Source organism: Streptomyces sp. Ru72 (assembly GCF_002920635.1).
GTDB lineage: Bacteria > Actinomycetota > Actinomycetes > Streptomycetales > Streptomycetaceae > Streptomyces.
In genome coordinates this window covers 1-15,952 of sequence record NZ_PQSR01000139.1, presented here as the reverse complement: position 1 = coordinate 15,952, position 15,952 = coordinate 1, and the positions used below count along the sequence as shown (strand labels likewise).

General features: G+C 71.0%; 13 protein-coding genes. 8 read left to right on the top strand and 5 right to left on the bottom strand.

Going from position 1 to position 15,952, the window contains the following annotated elements; translation table 11 throughout:
* Positions 1–40 precede the first annotated feature (40 nt).
* On the top strand, positions 41–2,263 hold the full coding sequence (gene katG, locus C3488_RS36105; RefSeq protein WP_103845098.1) for a catalase/peroxidase HPI: 2,223 nt from the start codon (positions 41–43) through the stop codon (positions 2,261–2,263).
* Between the two features lie 175 nt (positions 2,264–2,438).
* Complete coding sequence (locus C3488_RS36100; protein ID WP_103845097.1) at positions 2,439–4,604, top strand: SpoIIE family protein phosphatase; 2,166 nt, start codon at positions 2,439–2,441, stop codon at positions 4,602–4,604.
* 24 nt (positions 4,605–4,628) lie between these two features.
* Here the strand turns inward: C3488_RS36100 and C3488_RS36095 are convergent, their stop codons facing one another.
* Complete coding sequence (locus C3488_RS36095; protein ID WP_258053861.1) at positions 4,629–6,077, bottom strand: cytosine permease; 1,449 nt, start codon at positions 6,075–6,077, stop codon at positions 4,629–4,631.
* A gap of 209 nt (positions 6,078–6,286) precedes the next feature.
* Between C3488_RS36095 and C3488_RS36090 the strand changes: the two genes are divergently transcribed.
* A complete protein-coding gene (locus tag C3488_RS36090; RefSeq protein WP_103845095.1) occupies positions 6,287–6,874 on the top strand; it encodes a hemerythrin domain-containing protein in 588 nt (195 codons plus the stop codon).
* 95 nt (positions 6,875–6,969) lie between these two features.
* Here C3488_RS36090 and C3488_RS36085 read toward each other — a convergent pair whose 3' ends face one another.
* A complete protein-coding gene (locus C3488_RS36085; protein WP_146067997.1) occupies positions 6,970–7,284 on the bottom strand; it encodes a hypothetical protein in 315 nt (104 codons plus the stop codon).
* A 307-nt stretch (positions 7,285–7,591) separates the two neighbouring features.
* On the opposite strand from C3488_RS36085, the gene C3488_RS36080 reads away from it, so the two are divergent.
* Entirely contained in the window at positions 7,592–8,155 is a 564-nt protein-coding gene (locus C3488_RS36080) for a hemerythrin domain-containing protein (RefSeq protein WP_103845093.1), read from the top strand.
* Between the two features lie 12 nt (positions 8,156–8,167).
* On the opposite strand, the gene C3488_RS36075 is transcribed toward C3488_RS36080, so the two are convergent.
* Together C3488_RS36075 and C3488_RS36070 are read right to left on the bottom strand one after the other, a co-directional pair.
* Positions 8,168–8,539 (bottom strand): ANTAR domain-containing protein, encoded by a 372-nt coding sequence (locus C3488_RS36075; RefSeq protein WP_103845092.1) that lies wholly within the window; start codon positions 8,537–8,539, stop codon positions 8,168–8,170.
* A gap of 101 nt (positions 8,540–8,640) precedes the next feature.
* On the bottom strand, positions 8,641–9,699 hold the full coding sequence (locus C3488_RS36070) for a Ku protein (RefSeq protein WP_103845091.1): 1,059 nt from the start codon (positions 9,697–9,699) through the stop codon (positions 8,641–8,643).
* Between the two features lie 250 nt (positions 9,700–9,949).
* Here C3488_RS36070 and C3488_RS36065 point away from each other — a divergent pair, with 250 nt between their 5' ends.
* The 3 genes from C3488_RS36065 to C3488_RS36055 all read left to right on the top strand — a co-directional run bounded on the left by C3488_RS36065 (position 9,950) and on the right by C3488_RS36055 (position 14,402).
* On the top strand, positions 9,950–11,155 hold the full coding sequence (locus tag C3488_RS36065; protein WP_103845090.1) for an EfeM/EfeO family lipoprotein: 1,206 nt from the start codon (positions 9,950–9,952) through the stop codon (positions 11,153–11,155).
* Positions 11,152–12,390 carry an iron uptake transporter deferrochelatase/peroxidase subunit gene (gene efeB / locus C3488_RS36060; protein ID WP_103845089.1) on the top strand — a complete coding sequence of 413 codons (1,239 nt, stop codon included), beginning with the start codon at positions 11,152–11,154 and terminating at the stop codon, positions 12,388–12,390. The genes C3488_RS36065 and efeB overlap by 4 nt, the downstream gene beginning before the upstream one ends.
* Positions 12,391–12,557: 167 nt before the next feature.
* Positions 12,558–14,402: a phospholipase C gene (locus C3488_RS36055; RefSeq protein WP_258053860.1), complete on the top strand. Its 1,845-nt coding sequence runs from the start codon at positions 12,558–12,560 to the stop codon at positions 14,400–14,402.
* A 57-nt stretch (positions 14,403–14,459) separates the two neighbouring features.
* On the opposite strand, the gene C3488_RS36050 is transcribed toward C3488_RS36055, so the two are convergent.
* Positions 14,460–15,254 (bottom strand): inositol monophosphatase family protein, encoded by a 795-nt coding sequence (locus tag C3488_RS36050; RefSeq protein WP_103845087.1) that lies wholly within the window; start codon positions 15,252–15,254, stop codon positions 14,460–14,462.
* A 102-nt stretch (positions 15,255–15,356) separates the two neighbouring features.
* Between C3488_RS36050 and C3488_RS36045 the strand changes: the two genes are divergently transcribed.
* On the top strand, positions 15,357–15,952 hold a 596-nt coding region (locus C3488_RS36045; RefSeq protein WP_146067996.1), incomplete at its 3' end, for an AsnC family transcriptional regulator.

Sequence of the window (15,952 nt, the reverse complement as noted above, 5' to 3'; positions counted from 1 at the left end):
TCCTGAGCACCGTGATCCGCTGTTATCCGGAAGGATTGCCATGACCGAGAACCACGACGCAGTCGTCACAGACCCGAAGACGGAGGTCGGGGGCGGCTGCCCCGTCGCGCACGGGCGCGCCCTGCACCCGACGCAGGGCGGCGGCAACCGCCAGTGGTGGCCGGAGCGGCTCAACCTGAAGATCCTCGCCAAGAATCCCGCCGTGGCCAATCCCCTCGGTGAGGAGTTCGACTATGCCGAGGCGTTCAAGTCCCTCGACCTGCAGGCGGTGAAGCGGGACATCGCCGAGGTGCTGACCACTTCGCAGGACTGGTGGCCCGCCGACTTCGGCAACTACGGCCCGCTGATGATCCGTATGGCCTGGCACAGTGCGGGCACCTACCGCATCAGCGACGGCCGCGGTGGCGCCGGCGCCGGCCAGCAGCGCTTCGCCCCGCTCAACAGCTGGCCGGACAACGGCAACCTCGACAAGGCCCGCCGTCTGCTGTGGCCGGTCAAGAAGAAGTACGGCCAGAGCATCTCCTGGGCCGACCTCATGATCCTCACCGGCAACGTCGCCCTGGAGCAGATGGGATTCAAGCCGTTCGGCTTCGGTGGCGGCCGCGAGGACGTCTGGGAGCCGGAGGAGGACGTCTACTGGGGTCCCGAGACCACCTGGCTCGACGACCAGCGCTACACGGGCGACCGCGAGCTGGAGAACCCGCTCGGCGCCGTCCAGATGGGCCTCATCTACGTCAACCCGGAGGGTCCGAACGGCAACCCGGACCCGATCGCCGCGGCCCGCGACATCCGTGAGACGTTCCGCCGTATGGCGATGAACGACGAGGAGACCGTCGCCCTGATCGCCGGCGGCCACACCTTCGGCAAGACCCACGGTGCGGGTCCGGCGGACCACGTCGGCGCCGACCCCGAGGCCGCCTCGCTGGAGGAGCAGGGCCTGGGCTGGAAGAGCACCTACGGCACCGGCAAGGGCGCGGACGCCATCACGTCCGGCCTGGAGGTCACCTGGACCGCCACGCCGACCCAGTGGAGCAACGGGTTCTTCAAGAACCTCTTCGAGTACGAGTACGAGCTCGAGCAGAGCCCGGCCGGCGCCCACCAGTGGGTGGCCAAGGACGCCCCGGAGATCATCCCGGACGCTCACGACCCGTCGAAGAGGCACCGCCCGCGGATGCTCACCACCGACCTGTCGCTGCGCTTCGACCCGATCTACGAGCCGATCTCCCGCCGGTTCTACGAGAACCCGGAGGAATTCGCGGACGCCTTCGCCCGCGCCTGGTACAAGCTCACCCACCGCGACATGGGCCCGAAGTCGCTGTACCTCGGCCCGGAGGTCCCGGAGGAGACCCTGCTGTGGCAGGACCCGCTGCCCCAGCGCCAGGGTGAGCTGATCGACGACGCGGACATCGCGACCCTGAAGACCAAGCTGCTCGACTCCGGCCTCACGGTGTCCCAGCTGGTCACCACCGCCTGGGCGTCCGCCTCCACCTTCCGCGGCAGCGACAAGCGCGGCGGCGCCAACGGCGCCCGCATCCGCCTCGCCCCCCAGCGCGGCTGGGAGGTCAACGACCCGGACCAGCTCGCCCAGGTGCTGCGCGTCCTCGAGGGCGTCCAGCAGGAGTTCAACGCCTCCTCCGGCGCCAAGCAGGTCTCCCTGGCCGACCTCATCGTCCTCGGCGGTGCCGCCGCCGTGGAGAAGGCCGCCAAGGAAGCCGGCTTCGAGGTCGAGGTGCCCTTCACCCCGGGCCGCGTGGACGCGGGCGAGGAGCACACCGACGTCGAGTCCTTCGAGGCGCTGGAGCCGACGGCGGACGGCTTCCGCAACTACCTGGGCAAGGGCAACCGCCTGCCGGGCGAGTACCTGCTGCTCGACAAGGCGAACCTGCTCACCCTGAGCGCCCCCGAGACGACCGTGCTCGTCGGCGGTCTGCGCGTCCTCGGCGCCAACCACCAGGGTTCGCAGCTCGGTGTCCTCACCAAGACGCCCGGCGTCCTCACCAACGACTTCTTCGTCAACCTGCTCGACCTGGGCACGACGTGGAAGGCGACCTCCGAGGACCAGACCACGTTCGAGGGCCGCGACGCCGCCACCGGCGAGCTGAAGTGGGCCGGCAGCCGGGTCGACCTCGTCTTCGGCTCGAACTCCGAGCTGCGCGCGCTCGCGGAGGTCTACGCCAGTGACGACGCGAAGGAGAAGTTCGTCAAGGACTTCGTCGCGGCGTGGGACAAGGTCATGAACCTCGACCGGTTCGACCTCGTCTGATCGCTCCGATCACGACGCCCGGGCAGGCCCGCACGGCCGGCCCGGGCGTCGTCCGTTTGTGCGCACCGCACAACCCGCCCATCTCCGAATGACACTAAAATCCGCCCAACCCTGAAATTCCACTGAAAAGACGTATAAATTGTCTGGAAGTGGACGGCGGAAAGGGGACCCGGTCATGCCCATAAGGCCCGATGTCCCAGCACCGCCCGGCGCGACCATGCTCTCCCCCCAGTGGCCGCCGGACGCGGACCTGTTCGGACCGGCCCCGGTGATCTTCGCGTCCCTGAGCGGTCCCGGGCACGTCGTGGAGACCGCGAACCCGGCGTTCTTCGACATCGTCTGCGGCGGCCGGAGGCGGATCGGCGTGCCGATCGTCGAGCTGATGCCCGACGCGGCTCTGCAGGGCGTGATCACCCGCATCCGGGAGGTGTATCGAACCGGCGTCTCCCACCGCACCCGGGACAAACGGCTGGTCCTCGGGGAGCCGGGGGCGGAACAGGAGAGGATCTTCGACCTCACCTACGAGCCCCGGCGGGACGCCCGGGGGAGGGTCGACGGGGTCGTGGTGATCGCCATGGACACCACCGCGTACCGGGACACACAGCTGCTGGCGGCGGAGCAGCGCGCCCTGCTGGAGCAGATCGCGCGCGAGGCCCCGCTGCAGGAGATCCTCACCGGCATGGCCAGGACGATCGAGGACTTCTCCCCGGGAATGCTCGTCTCGGTGCTGCTCGTCGACGACGACGGCCGGCGGCTGCGGCACGGCACCGGCCCGAGCCTGCCCGACTTCTACAACGAGGCGATCGACGGGGTCCCGATCGGCGAGGGCGAGGGATCCTGCGGTACCACCGCGTACCGGCGCGCCCCGGTGGTCTGCACCGACATCGCCACCGATCCGCTGTGGGCGGAGTACCGCGAGCTGGCGAAACGGGCGGGGGTCGGGGCCTGCTGGTCCACCCCGATCCTGAGCACGGACGGGCGGCTGCTGGGCACGTTCGCCATGTACCACCGGACGCCGAAGATCCCGGAACTGAAGGACATGGCGCTCGGGGCCGCCTTCACGCGCATCGCGGCGCTGGCCATCGAGCGGCACCAGGCCGTGGCGGCGGGCCGGGCCGCGCGGCAGCGTGAGAGTTCGGCCCGTGATGACCTGGCCTTCGTCCTGGAGGCGAGCACCGCCATCGCGCGCGAGCAGCACTACGCGAACAGCCTGCGGCGTCTGGCCCAGCTGACGGTCCCGGGCCTGGCGCCGCTGTGCGCCGTCTACGTGGCCGACGGCTGCCACCACAGCCGGATCGCCTCCGCGGCCGCGACCCCGGCGCACGAGGCGCTGCTCGTGGCCCCGGAGTGGTGCGAGGGGGTGGACCGCGTGGTCGCCCGCGTGCTGTCCTCCGGTACGACGGAGACCGGCTTCATCGAGGTCCGCCCCGGCACAGAGCCCGGCGGGCGCGGCGCCGGTTACCTGTGCGTACCGCTCACGGCCCGAGGACGCACGTTCGGCGCCCTGGCGCTGCTGGCCGTCGACCGGGACTGGGACGGCCACGTCGTCGCACTGGCCGAGGAGCTGGCCGGCCGGGCGGCCCTGAGCGCGGACAACGCCCGCCAGTTCACGCACCGGGTGCGGCTCGCGCACGACCTCCAGGCCGGGCTGCTGCCGCCGAAACTGCCGCAGGTGCCGGGTGCGGCCCTGGCGGCCTCCTACCATCCGGCCGGCGAGGGTCTCGACGTCGGCGGCGACTTCTACGACGTCTTCCCGCTGCCCGGCGACCGCTGGGCCGTCATGATCGGCGACGTGTGCGGTCACGGAGCGGTGGCCGCCACCACGACCGGTATGGTCCGGCACACGGCACGCGCTGTCGCCCGTCTGCTGCGCGACCCCGTGGCCGTGGTCGCCGCGATCAACGACGCTCTGGCGGAGCACACCGAGGGCCAGGACCTGTTCGTGTCACTCGTCTACGGCGAACTGCGGCACAGCACCGCCGGACAGGCGGTGACCCTGATGCGCGCCGGCCATGTGCCGCCCCTCGTGCGCCGCGCGGGCGGCGCCGTCGAGCGGCTCGTGCCGCCCGGCCTGCTGCTGGGGCTCGGCTGGGACGGTGTGGGCTCGCCGGTGTGCGTCGACCTGCACCCGGGTGACGGTCTGGTCCTCGTCACGGACGGCATCACCGAGGCGCGGTCCCCGGAGGGCGAGCTGTTCGGTGAGGAACGGCTGGCCGACACGCTGGCCAGCGTTCCGCCCACCGCCGCAGCCCTGCTGGAGTCCGTCACCACCGCCGTCGCCGCGTTCACGCACGACATCTCACGGGACGACCAGGCCGCGCTGGTCGTGACCGCCGTATGAGCTGATCCGAGGACAGGCCTACGGTCAGCGGTGCTCGTGTGCCGCTCGCTCCAGTTCCGCGGCCTCCGCCTCGGCCAGTCGCCGCTCGGCCTCCACATCGATGGACCGGGTCAGCAGCCAGTACAGCAGCGCGGCCACCGGCAGTCCGACGAACAGGGAGATGTCGGCTCCGCCGAGCGTCTCGGCCGCGGGCCCGACGTAGAGGTTCGCGACGGAGAAGAACGGCACCATGGCGGCGAACCCGACCAGGTACGCGATGATGCCGTGCCACCCCCAGCGCCCGTAGACCCCGCGCGGATTGAAGATCTCGGCGATGGCGTAGTGGCCGCGACGCACCACGTAGTAGTCCATGAGGTTGACCGCGGTCCACGGGATGAACAGGTAGAGCACCAGCAGCAGAAAGTTGTTGAAGTTCTGAAGGAAGTTGGACGTCGCGGACAGTGCGCCGATCAGGGAGAGCGCCGCGGTCAGTCCGATGGTCACCAGCCGCACCGCGAGCGTCGGGCGCACCCTCCTGAAGGAGTCGATGGCGCTGATGAGCGTCAGCGACCCGCCGTACATGTTCAGCGCGGTGACCGACACCAGCCCCAGCGCGGCGAACAGCAGCACGATCGCGCCGAATCCGTTGAACACCTTGTCGCCCGCGGCGTCGATCGAGCGGATGGTGTCGAAGTCCTTGCCCGCCCAGGCGGCGAGCAGCGTCCCGAGCACCATCAGCCAGATGCCGCCGAGCGCCGAACCGAAGTAGGTCCAGTAGAAGGTCTTGCGGACCGTCACGTCCGGTGGAAGGTACCGCGAGTAGTCCGAGACGTAGATGGCCCAGCTGATCTGGTAGCCGGCCACCACACCGAACTGGGCGAGGAACGGCGTCCACCGGAAGGCGCCGAGGTCGAAGGAGCCCGGCGGGTAGTGCAGGGTGACCAGGATCCCCACCGTGAAGATCCCGAAGACGACCAGGAAGGTGTACGTCAGCACCTGCTCGGCCCGGTGGATGACGTCATAGCCCACCAGTGCGACGAGGAAGGCGACGACGGTGACCACGCCCACCCACAGGTCGACACCTCCGTGGAGCGTGGTGTGCAGGGCGTCCCCGGCGAGGATGGTGTTGAAGACGTTGAACCCGGCGTACTGCAGGTAGGCGAAGAGCCACACCAGAAGGGCACCGACATAGCCGAACTGGGGCCGCGACTGGATCATCTGGGGCAGCCCCAGCTGCGGGCCCTGAGCCGAGTGGAAGGCCATGAAGAAGGTGCCGACGACGGTCCCCGCCACGATCGCGATCAGGGACCAGATGAGGTTGCCGCCCTCGGTGATGCTGATCAGGCCCACCGCCAGCGTGGCGATCTGCGCGTTCGACATGAACCACAGCGGCCCGAGGTGCCACAGCTTGCCGTGGCGTTCGTCGAGGGGGACGTAGTCGATGGAGCGGATCTCCAGGCCCGGCACCCGCGGCTGTGCTGATGTGCTTGTCACGGCGCCTCCTGCGTGCCGGTCCGCCCCGGTCACACGATCTTCCCCTGATCGCGGCTGGTCAAGAGGCGCGTCACAACGCCTGCCGTTCCGCCTCACGGGGCGGCGAGACGGAGCACATACGGGGAGGCTCCTATGCCCTGTTTGTTCTGTTTGTCCTGGTGAGTTGAGGTTACCCGCCCAGTGAACGACGCTCAGAGGAGGGCAGTGCCGTGAGCAATGCGACGATGGAACGCAAGGAGGCGGCGAGGCTTCCGGAAGGCGACGTGGTCCGCGTCCTGCTGGAGCAGCACGCACGTATCCGAGACCTGTTCGACGACGTGAAGAGCGCGCAGGGCGAGCAGAAGAAGCAGACGTTCGACGAGCTGAGGGCGCTGCTGGCGGTGCACGAGACGGCGGAGGAGCTGATCCTGCGCCCCACCGCGAAGAAGACGGCCGGTGACGACGAGGCCGACGCCCGCAACCACGAGGAGGAGGAAGCCAACAAGGTCCTCGCCGAGCTGGAGAAGATGGACGTCACCAGCGCCGAGTTCGACGCCAAGTTCGCCGCCTTCGAGAAGTCCGTCATCGACCACGCCGAGCACGAGGAGCAGGAGGAGTTCCCCGCAGTGCGGCGCGGTTGCGACGAGGAACAGCTCAAGGGCCTGGGGGCGAGGCTGCAGATGGTCGAGAAGGTGGCACCGACCCACCCCCACCCCACCGCTGCGGGATCGCCCGCCGCCCAGCTGCTGACCGGTCCCTTCGCGTCCATGGTCGACCGGGTGAAGGACGCGATCACCGGATCGTCGGGCCGCACCTGAGCCACACCGGCACATGCTCGACGCGTGTGAGCACCGGAAGACGACGCCACCGCCGGCGGGCACCGGCGGTGGCGTCGTCCTCTCAGTGGACACCGTCAGGGCTCCAGCGTGTCGCCCTCGCCCTCCCCGCGCTGCTGCCGGGAAGGCCGGGGCGGACGGGCCGCCCCCGTTCCGCCCGGCCGGCCGCCACCGGTGGTGCCGTAGCCGCCGGGGACACCGGGCGCCATGTCGGCGTCCGCGTCCTCTTCCCTCACGTTGCGCCGGGCCCTGACACCTGCCCGGCGCTCCGGGTAGGGGTACTCGAACGGACGCGAAGCGGCGCGCTGTTCCTCTGCCTCGCGCTGCTCCCGGGCGGCCTGCTCGGCCGTCCGCCGCTCGTCACTGCCGTGGTTGCGGTGCTTGTCGTTCATGCGCGCCGAGTACCCGGAGCCGTCGTCCGGCAACGCGCCCGTGTCATGTGGGGGTCGCAGCCCGTTCCCTTGTGCTCCCGGGCACGGTCTCGCGGCGCGGGAGCAGCAGGGGGGTGGCCAGGAGGAGGATTCCGGCGACCGCGATCAGGGCCACCGCGTCGCCCGGCGCCGACCGGATCGTGAGCCGAGAGGACAGGGACCTGGCACGATACCCCGGTTATCCGCCCGTCGACGGGGGCACCCGGTGTGCCGGGCGAGCCCTCATGGGGTCGTCGTATCCAGCCGAATCCACAAGGAGGCGTTGGACATGGGACATGGAGGGAACGTCATCAACGAGCTGATGACCGACCATCGGGAAGTGGAGGAGCTCTTCGGCCGGATCGAGGCACTGCCGCCCGGTGACAAGAACCGCAAGGTGTACGCCGATCAGGCCGTCATGGAGCTCGTGCGTCACTCGGTGGCCGAGGAGGCCTACCTCTACCCGGCCGTACGGCAGTTCCTGCCCGACGGGGACGCGGTGGCCGACAAGGAGCTCGAGGACCACGCCAAGGCCGAGCAGATCATGAAGGATCTGGAGCGCCATGAGGCCGACGCCCCGGAGTTCGACCGGCTCATCGGGATGCTCATGACCGAGATCCGGTCCCATGTGGCCGACGAGGAGGGGAACCTCTTCCCGAGGCTGAGCGAGACGGCGTCCGCCGAAGCCCTCGACGAGCTGGGCGACAAGGTCCGGCGGGCGAAGAAGACGGCACCGACCCGTCCGCACCCCTCCGCCCCGGACAAGCCGCCGGCCAACAAGCTGCTCGCTCCCGGCGCCGGACTGGTGGACCGTGTCCGCGACGCCCTCTCGGGGCGCGGAGAGAAGGACTGACCGGCCGGCGGTTCACCCGTCGGGCCGGTCGGCGCGGGAGCGGATCTCGTACCGGCTGAGTGCCTGCCGCAACTGGTTCAGCTCCGGATCGGGCAGGGCGTCACCCTGCGCGAACCTCAGGATGTGCTCCGCCACGACCCGCAGCTTGGTGTTGGTGTGCTGGGAGACGTCGCGCAGCACGCGCCATGCCTCCTCCGGCGCGATCCGCCCCAGCACGACCACGGCGCCCATGGCCTGGTCGATGGTGGCGTGGGAGGTCACCGCCTGCCGCAGCTGCGCGTTCTCCTCGTGCAGCCGCTCGTTCTCCGTCGCCAGGTCGGCGGGGGAGAGCAGGTGCGCCGGCAGGTGCGGAGGGTGCCGCTTGGATATCGCGTGGAACGCCATGGTGTGCCCCTGGATGAACGAGTGGCCGCAGTTCCAGCTTCCCCCAGGTCGGCGTCGTGGACGACCCGGATGTGCGGTGGCCCCGTCGGCCGCGCCCGTGCCTAGGCGCTGCGCGGCCGACGGGCCGTCCTCTTCTCCCCGGTCTTCCTCGCCGCGGCCCCTTCGGCCGCGGCATCCTTCTGTGCGGTGTCCTTCCGCGCGGCGGCCCCGGCCTTCGGGGTGGCCTTCGCCGCGGTCTTCTTCGTGGTCTTCTTCGTGGTCTTCTTGCCTGCCGTCTTCTTCGCCGCGGTCTTCTCGGCGGGCTCCTTCTTCGCCGCCCTGCCGGCGGTGGCCTTCTTCTTCGGCAGCTCGTGGACCTCGGCCTCCGTGCCCTCGCCGCGGGAGGCCTTCGCCTGGGCCACGGACGCCTGGAGCGCGGTCATCAGATCCAGCACCCTGCCGGGCCCCGCCTCCGGCTCCGGCATCTCGGGCGGCGCCTGCCCCTCACGCCGTGCCTCGATCACCTGCTCGAGCGCTTCGGTGTAGTGGTCGACGAAGTCGGGGCCCTCGAGGTCCTCACGGGTCATACGGTCGATCAGGTGTTCCGCCTCGGTGATCTCGTCGTCGGAGAGCCGGACCTGCTGCGGAGCCAGCTCCTCCGGGTCGCGGATCTCGTCGGGCCACCGCATCGCGTGCAGCACGATCGCCTCGTCCCGCACCCTCAGCAGCCCGAGCCTCTCCCGCCCGTGCCAGGCGAACTTCGCCACCGCGACCTTCGACGTCCGCTCCAGCGCCTTGCGCAGCAGCGCGTACGGCTTCGCGGCGACCGTGCCGGACGCCTGCAGGTAGTAGCCCTCGCCGATGCGCAGCGGGTCGATCGACCCGGCCGGCACGAACGCGGCGATCTCGATGGCCTTCGCAGTCGGCAACGGCAGCTCACGCAGCTCCTCGTCGAGCACGGGCACGACCCGGTCCCTGGACAGCTCGTAGCCCTTGCCGATCTCCTCGGGCGGAACCTCCCGGTCCTCCAGCTCGCAGTACTTGCGCACCCGGACCCGGCCCATGTCCTCCAAGTGGTACTGGTGGAAGCGCACGCTGTGGTCCTCGGTCGCGGGCACCACGTTGACCGGAATCGTGACCAGGCCGAAGCTGATCGCTCCCGACCAGATGCTCCGGGGCATCGCAGACCTCCGTGACATGCCCCGAGGGCACCAGCGTACGAAGGGCACGGGTCCGTGGCACGGTGAAGCGGTCCGCAGGGCTGACGACGACCGCGAGCGGTGAGCACCCGGTGAACCCTGGCGGAACTCTTGGTATCCGCCCCTGCCGCGGGGCCGTTCGGGCGTACGGTGCTGCCTGACAGCAGTGAGAGCGCCCGCCACCCGGGCGCGTCGGTACGTTCGCACGTCGTCCGGGGAGGCGCGGAGCAGAATGCCGGTGCCCGGCCTCGCATCCCGGCGGGCCCGACTCTGGGCCGCGTGCGGAGCTCTCCTCACCCTCGTCCTGGCGACGGCGCTGCTGGTCACGACTCTCGGCGGAGCCCGGCACGCGCGGGCCGCCGCCGACGACGGGCTGCCGCACACCACCGTCGAGGTGTCACCGAGCGGCTGCGGACGGGGCTGGGACCGGCCGGTCCCCGGCCTGCAGGTCTTCGATCTGCACAACACCTCCAGCGGCCCCGCCGAGGTCTACCTCGAGGACGCCCGCACCAGGGCCGTCTACGGGGAGATGGAGGGCCTGGCCCCGGGCACGACCCGGGCGTTGACCGTGCGCCTCGGCAAGGGCACGTACGCGTTCACCTGTCTGCCCGACGACGCCGACGCGGTCACCGGCCCCACCGTCCGCATCACCTCGGGACGGTCCGGTCCCGCGGCGGCCCCGGTCACCGAGCACGACCTGATCCCCCTGGCGATCGACTACCAGAAGTGGGTCGCGGGCGGTCTGGACCAGGTCGTACGGCTGACCGGACGGCTGAACGACGCCATCGACCGCGGCGACCTCGAGGGAGCCAGGGCCGCCTGGCTTCCCGCGCACCTGGAGTACGAGCGGCTGGGCGCGGCGTACGACGCCTTCGGTGACGCCGACAAGCAGATCAACGGAACGGACGCGGGGCTCGCCGGGGGCGTCCACGACCCGTCCTTCACCGGTTTCCACCGCATCGAGTACGGCCTGTGGCACGGCCGGACGGCCGCTGCCCTGCGCGCTCCGGCGGGCGCCCTGGTCAAGGCGGTCACCGCGCTGCGCGACAGCTGGGCGCAGGCCCGTATGGACCCAGCGCAGCTGGGCCTGAGGGCACACGAGATCCTGGAGAACACCGTGCAGTTCGAGCTGACCGGGCGGACCGACTACGGCAGCGGCAGCAACCTCGCCACCGCCCGCGCCAACCTCGACGGCACCCGCGCCGTGCTGTCCCGGCTGCGCCCCCTGCTCACCACCCGGTACCCGGACCTGCCCGGCCTCGACCGGGAACTGGACCGCGCCCAGCACACGCTCGACGGCTTCCACCACGAGGAGAGCTGGACGCCGCTCGACCGCCTGGACCGCTCGCAGCGCGAACAGGCCGACGCGGTCCTCGACGACCTGGTCGAGCGCCTCGCCTCGGTGGCGACACTCTGCGACCCGCGGAGGACGGTATGAGCGCGTCCGTGGAGACCAGCGGGGTCGGGCGGCGTGGCTTGCTGCGCGGTGCGGCCCTCGCGGGCGCCGGGCTCGCGGCGGGCGGCGCGGCGGCCCCGGCCGCCACCGGTGGCGCGAGTGTGTCGCCCGTCGCGCCGTTCCACGGATCCCACCAGCAGTCGGTGCTCGCCGCCCCGCGCCGGGTCACCGCGTTCGCGGCGCTCGACGTGACCGCCCAGGACCGCGCCGACCTCGTCGACCTCCTGCGCACCCTCACCGCCCGGGCCCGCTTCCTCACCTCGGGTGGCACGCCCTCGCCGGTCGGCATCACCGGCCCGCCCGCCGACTCCGGCATCCTCGGCGAGCGGCTGCCCTCCGGTGCGCTGGCGGTGACCGTCGGCGTCGGCGCGTCCCTCTTCGACGACCGCTTCGGCCTCTCCGGTCACCGACCGCGCAGGCTGACGGCGATGCCGTCCTTCCCCGACGACGACCTCAGACCCGAGTGGTGCCACGGCGACCTCAGCCTCCAACTGCACGCCGACGACCCGGACACCGTGTTGCACGCCCTGCGCGACATCGCCCGGCACACCCGCGGCGGCCTGCAGGTCCGCTGGCGCCTCGACGGCTTCTCCAGCCCGCCCCGCCCGTCGGGCACACCGCGCAACCTGATGGGCTTCAGGGACGGCACGGCCAACCCCGACCCCAGCGACGCCCGCGAGATGAACCGCCTGGTGTGGGTGGGCCCCGGCCTGGGTGAACCGGACTGGGCCGTCCGCGGCAGCTACCAGGTCGTCCGGCTGATCCGCATGCTCGTGGAGTTCTGGGACCGGGTCTCCCTCACCGAGCAGGAGCGGATGTTCGGCCGGTCCCGGGAGACCGGCGCTCCCCTGGACGGGAACGCGGAGCACGACACACCCGACTACGCGGGCGACCCCAAGGGCGACGTCATTCCGCTGGACTCCCACATACGCCTGGCCAACCCGCGCACGGCGGTCACGGCCGACCAGCGGATCCTGCGCCGTGCCTACAACTACGACGCGGGCCTGGACGGCAACGGCAACCTCGACATGGGGCTGCTGTTCTGCTGCTACCAGCAGGACCTCGCCCGGCAGTTCGAGACCGTGCAACGCCGCCTCGCGGGCGAACCCCTCACCGACTACATCAAGCCATTCGGCGGCGGCTACTTCTTCGCGCTGCCCGGTGTGCGGGACAGCGGTGACTGGTACGGACGTGCACTGCTGGCCGGAACGTCCTGAACGTGGACGGGCCTTCGCCGGGTCAACAGGAGGTCAAGTCTTCCCTTGGCTTCCCTGACCCGGTGTTCACTTGGGCGCCACCGTGCCTCCAGCATCGTGCCGTTCGTTGAGCAGAGCATCCCTGACCGTATGGCGCAATCACGTTCGTGCCCGGAAGGTGAACCAGCATGGCCAGCAGAGGTAGACGAGCAACGATGAGGAGCCTCGGCGCGCTCGCGGGCGCCGCCGCGCTCACGGCCCTGGGGGCCGGCGCGCCCGCCCGGGCGGCGGCGCCGGACGGCCACGGGACCCGCTCCTCGACGGCCACGCCCATCAAGCACGTGGTCGTCCTCTTCGACGAGAACATCTCCTTCGACCACTACTTCGCGACCTACCCGAAGGCCGCGAACACCGACGGCACGAAGTTCACGGCGTCGAAGAAGACCCCGAAGGACATCGACACCCTGGCGAACGCCGGGCTGCTGACGAAGAACCCCAACCAGTACGCGCCCAAGCGGCTCACCCCGTCCCAGGCCATGACCTGCGACCAGAACCACGCCTACGGGCCCGAGCAGTACGCGTACAACGGCGGCAAGAACGACCAGTTCGTCCAGAACACCGACTCCGGCAAGTGCTCCGGCAACCTGTTCGGCGAGCCGGGCCTGGTCATGGACTACTACGACGGCAACACGGTGACCGGGCTGTGGAACTACGCCCAGCACTACGCCCTCAACGACCGTTCCTACAGCTCGAACTACGGCCCGTCGACCCCCGGCGCGCTCAACCTCGTCTCCGGCCAGACGCACGGCGTTATCTCCGTGGACCCCGCGACCGGCACCGAGAACCCCAAGCAGACCTCGACGCCGGACTCGTACGCCGTCCAGTCGCCGGACGCGAACGGCGTCGGCACGATGGTCAACGACCCGGACCCGGCCTACGACGACTGCTCCGGCAAGGACCACACCAGCAAGAACGCGCTCGCCGCGATGCAGGGCCAGAACATCGGTGACGTGCTCAACTCCAAGAAAATCACCTGGGGTTGGTTCCAGGGCGGCTTCCGTCCGTCCACCGCGTGGGACGGCAAGCAGGGCGACTACGCCAAGTGCGACACCACGCACACCAACGTCGGCGGTGCCGCCGTCGTCGACTACAGCCCGCACCACTCGCCGTTCGAGTACTACAAGTCGACGTCCAACCCGCACCACCTGCCGCCGAAGAGCGTCGACGAGATCGGCCACAACGGGCAGGCGAACCACAACTACGACCTGACCGACTTCGACGCGGCCCTGAAGGCGGGCAAGCTGCCGGCGGTCAGCTTCCTCAAGGCCGCCGAGTACCAGGACGGTCACGCGGGTTACTCGGACCCGATCGACGAACAGCACTTCCTCGTGAGCGAGATCAACGCCATCCAGAAGTCGCCGCAGTGGAAGTCCACGGCCGTCGTCATCGCCTACGACGACTCCGACGGCTGGTACGACCACGCGTACGCCACGCCGCGCAACGGCTCCACGGACACCTCGACGGGCTCCAACGGCAAGGCCACCGACAGCCCGGCCTGCCAGGCGGGCCCGGCCGCGTCCGGCGGCTACCAGGACCGCTGCGGCCCCGGCACCCGTCAGCCGCTGCTCGTGGTCTCCCCGTACAGCAAGGTCGACAAGGTCGACCACACGCAGACCGACCAGTCCTCGATCATCCGGTTCATCGAGGACAACTGGCACACCGGCCGGATCGGTGACCACTCCTTCGACGCCACCGCCGGCTCGCTCGCGGGCATGTTCGACTTCCGGCACCCCAACAACAAGCAGGTGCTGCTGAACAGGGACGGCTCGGTGCAGTCGGTCGGTCCGATCCACCCGGTGAAGGCCGTCGCCACCAGCATCACCCCCGGCCCGGCGATGCAGAACACGGCCGCCAGCACGGACGCCTCGTCGTTCCCCGCCCTCCCGGTGGGCATCGCGGCGGGCGCCCTCGTCGCGGCCGGCGCCACCGGCACCTTCCTCACCCTGCGCCGCAGGGAGCGCGCCGACGCCTGATCCGGAACGCGCGCACATGAGCGGTGGCCCCGGTGATTCCGGGGCCACCGCCCGTTTCTACCGGCCACGGTGGCCGAGCATCTCCACCAGCCGCTCGTGGAGCCCCTCCGGTGCCACCAGGAAGCTGTCGGACTCCGCGGTCCACGGGCGGCCGTCGGCATCGGTGACCAGCGCGCCCGCCTCACGGGCCACCAGCGCGCCCGGCAGCAGGTTGGCGGCGTCACGGCCGAACTGCCAGAAGGCGTCGAGGCGTCCGGCCCCCGTGTCGGCGATCTGCCACGAGGTGGGACCCAGATTGCGCACGGCACCCACGTGAGGCAGCAGGGCGGCCAGCGAGCGTCCGGCCTCCTCGGCCGCCTTCGGCTGCCGGCCGATGAACGGGGGATGGCTGCCGGCCACGACGGCGGCGGCCGGATCGCTCTTGGCCGACGGGGCGATCGGCCGCCCGTCGCGGGTGGCGCCACCGCCGAGCGACGCCAGGTAGGTCTCACCCAGCAGCGGCGCGTGCAGGGCGGCCGCCACCGGCTCGCCGTCCCGGACCAGCGCCAGGCTCACACAGAACTGCGGCAGGTCCTGCAGGAACTGCACCGCGCCGTCGACACAGTCGACCATCCACACCTCGCCGTCGGGCAGCGGGGCGAGGCCGTCCAACTCGTCCGCCCAGGCGACGCCGGGCCGCAGCGCGTCCAGGTGCCGCCGCATCACGGCGACCGCCGGCTCCTCCAACGCGTCGAAGGCCACGGCGAGTCCGTCGCGGGAGGTGGCGGGGGCGGGGCGCGGGGTCGCCGACAGCAGCGCGCCCACCTCCTCCACGGCGGCGGCCATGGGGGCGAGCAGGTCCTGGTACGTCATCTTCGGCTCCTCGGGGCGGGAATCGGTTCGACGCGTCGATCCTCCGCGCTGCCGGTCATCCCAGGTCCCTCCCCGGTGTGTCGATGAGCGATACTGCCACTCATGGCTGCTGAACCGGCTGATCCCGTACTCGACGGCCGCGACCAGCGGCTGATCGCGGCGCTGCAGTGCGACGGACGGCTGACCGCCGAGCGGGCCGGTGAGGTCCTCCGGATGAGCCCGCGCACCGTCCACCGGCGCTGGCAGGCCCTCATCGCAGACGGCGTCTGCCGGGTGATCGGCCTGCCCGCCCGGCCGGACCCCGTCGGCGCGCTGTTGCTGCGGATCCGGGTGATCGGCAGCAGGCTCGACGCGCTCACCGCCGCGCTCGCGGCCCGTCCCGACGTCCCGTTCATCGACGTCTCCGCGTCCGGGGACGAGATCCTCGCCGTCTGCTGGACCCGGCCCGGCACCCGGGACCACCTGGTCTTCCGGGAACTGCCCGCCACCCGGGCCGTCACCTCCGTGGCGGCGGACACCGTCCTGCACGTGTTCGCGGAGGCCCAGGACTGGCGCCACGACGTCCTCAGTGACGCCGAGCGTGCCGCGCTGACACTCCGGCGGCCACCGGGAGCCGCCACGGCGGGGCCGCTGGACGACATCGACCGCGACATCCTCGCCGCCCTGGAGGACGACGCCAGGGCACCGGCGGCGGCCGT

What these genes read in the sequence shown, in the direction of transcription:
- katG (WP_103845098.1), top strand. Translation starts at nt 41, where the DNA reads ATGACCGAGAACCACGACGCAGTCGTCACAGACCCGAAGACGGAGGTC.
- C3488_RS36100 (WP_103845097.1), top strand. Translation starts at nt 2,439, where the DNA reads ATGCCCATAAGGCCCGATGTCCCAGCACCGCCCGGCGCGACCATGCTC.
- C3488_RS36085 (WP_146067997.1), bottom strand. Translation starts at nt 7,284, where the DNA reads ATGAACGACAAGCACCGCAACCACGGCAGTGACGAGCGGCGGACGGCC.
- C3488_RS36080 (WP_103845093.1), top strand. Translation starts at nt 7,592, where the DNA reads ATGGGACATGGAGGGAACGTCATCAACGAGCTGATGACCGACCATCGG.
- C3488_RS36075 (WP_103845092.1), bottom strand. Translation starts at nt 8,539, where the DNA reads ATGGCGTTCCACGCGATATCCAAGCGGCACCCTCCGCACCTGCCGGCG.
- C3488_RS36070 (WP_103845091.1), bottom strand. Translation starts at nt 9,699, where the DNA reads ATGCCCCGGAGCATCTGGTCGGGAGCGATCAGCTTCGGCCTGGTCACG.
- C3488_RS36065 (WP_103845090.1), top strand. Translation starts at nt 9,950, where the DNA reads ATGCCGGTGCCCGGCCTCGCATCCCGGCGGGCCCGACTCTGGGCCGCG.
- efeB (WP_103845089.1), top strand. Translation starts at nt 11,152, where the DNA reads ATGAGCGCGTCCGTGGAGACCAGCGGGGTCGGGCGGCGTGGCTTGCTG.
- C3488_RS36055 (WP_258053860.1), top strand. Translation starts at nt 12,558, where the DNA reads ATGGCCAGCAGAGGTAGACGAGCAACGATGAGGAGCCTCGGCGCGCTC.
- C3488_RS36050 (WP_103845087.1), bottom strand. Translation starts at nt 15,254, where the DNA reads ATGACGTACCAGGACCTGCTCGCCCCCATGGCCGCCGCCGTGGAGGAG.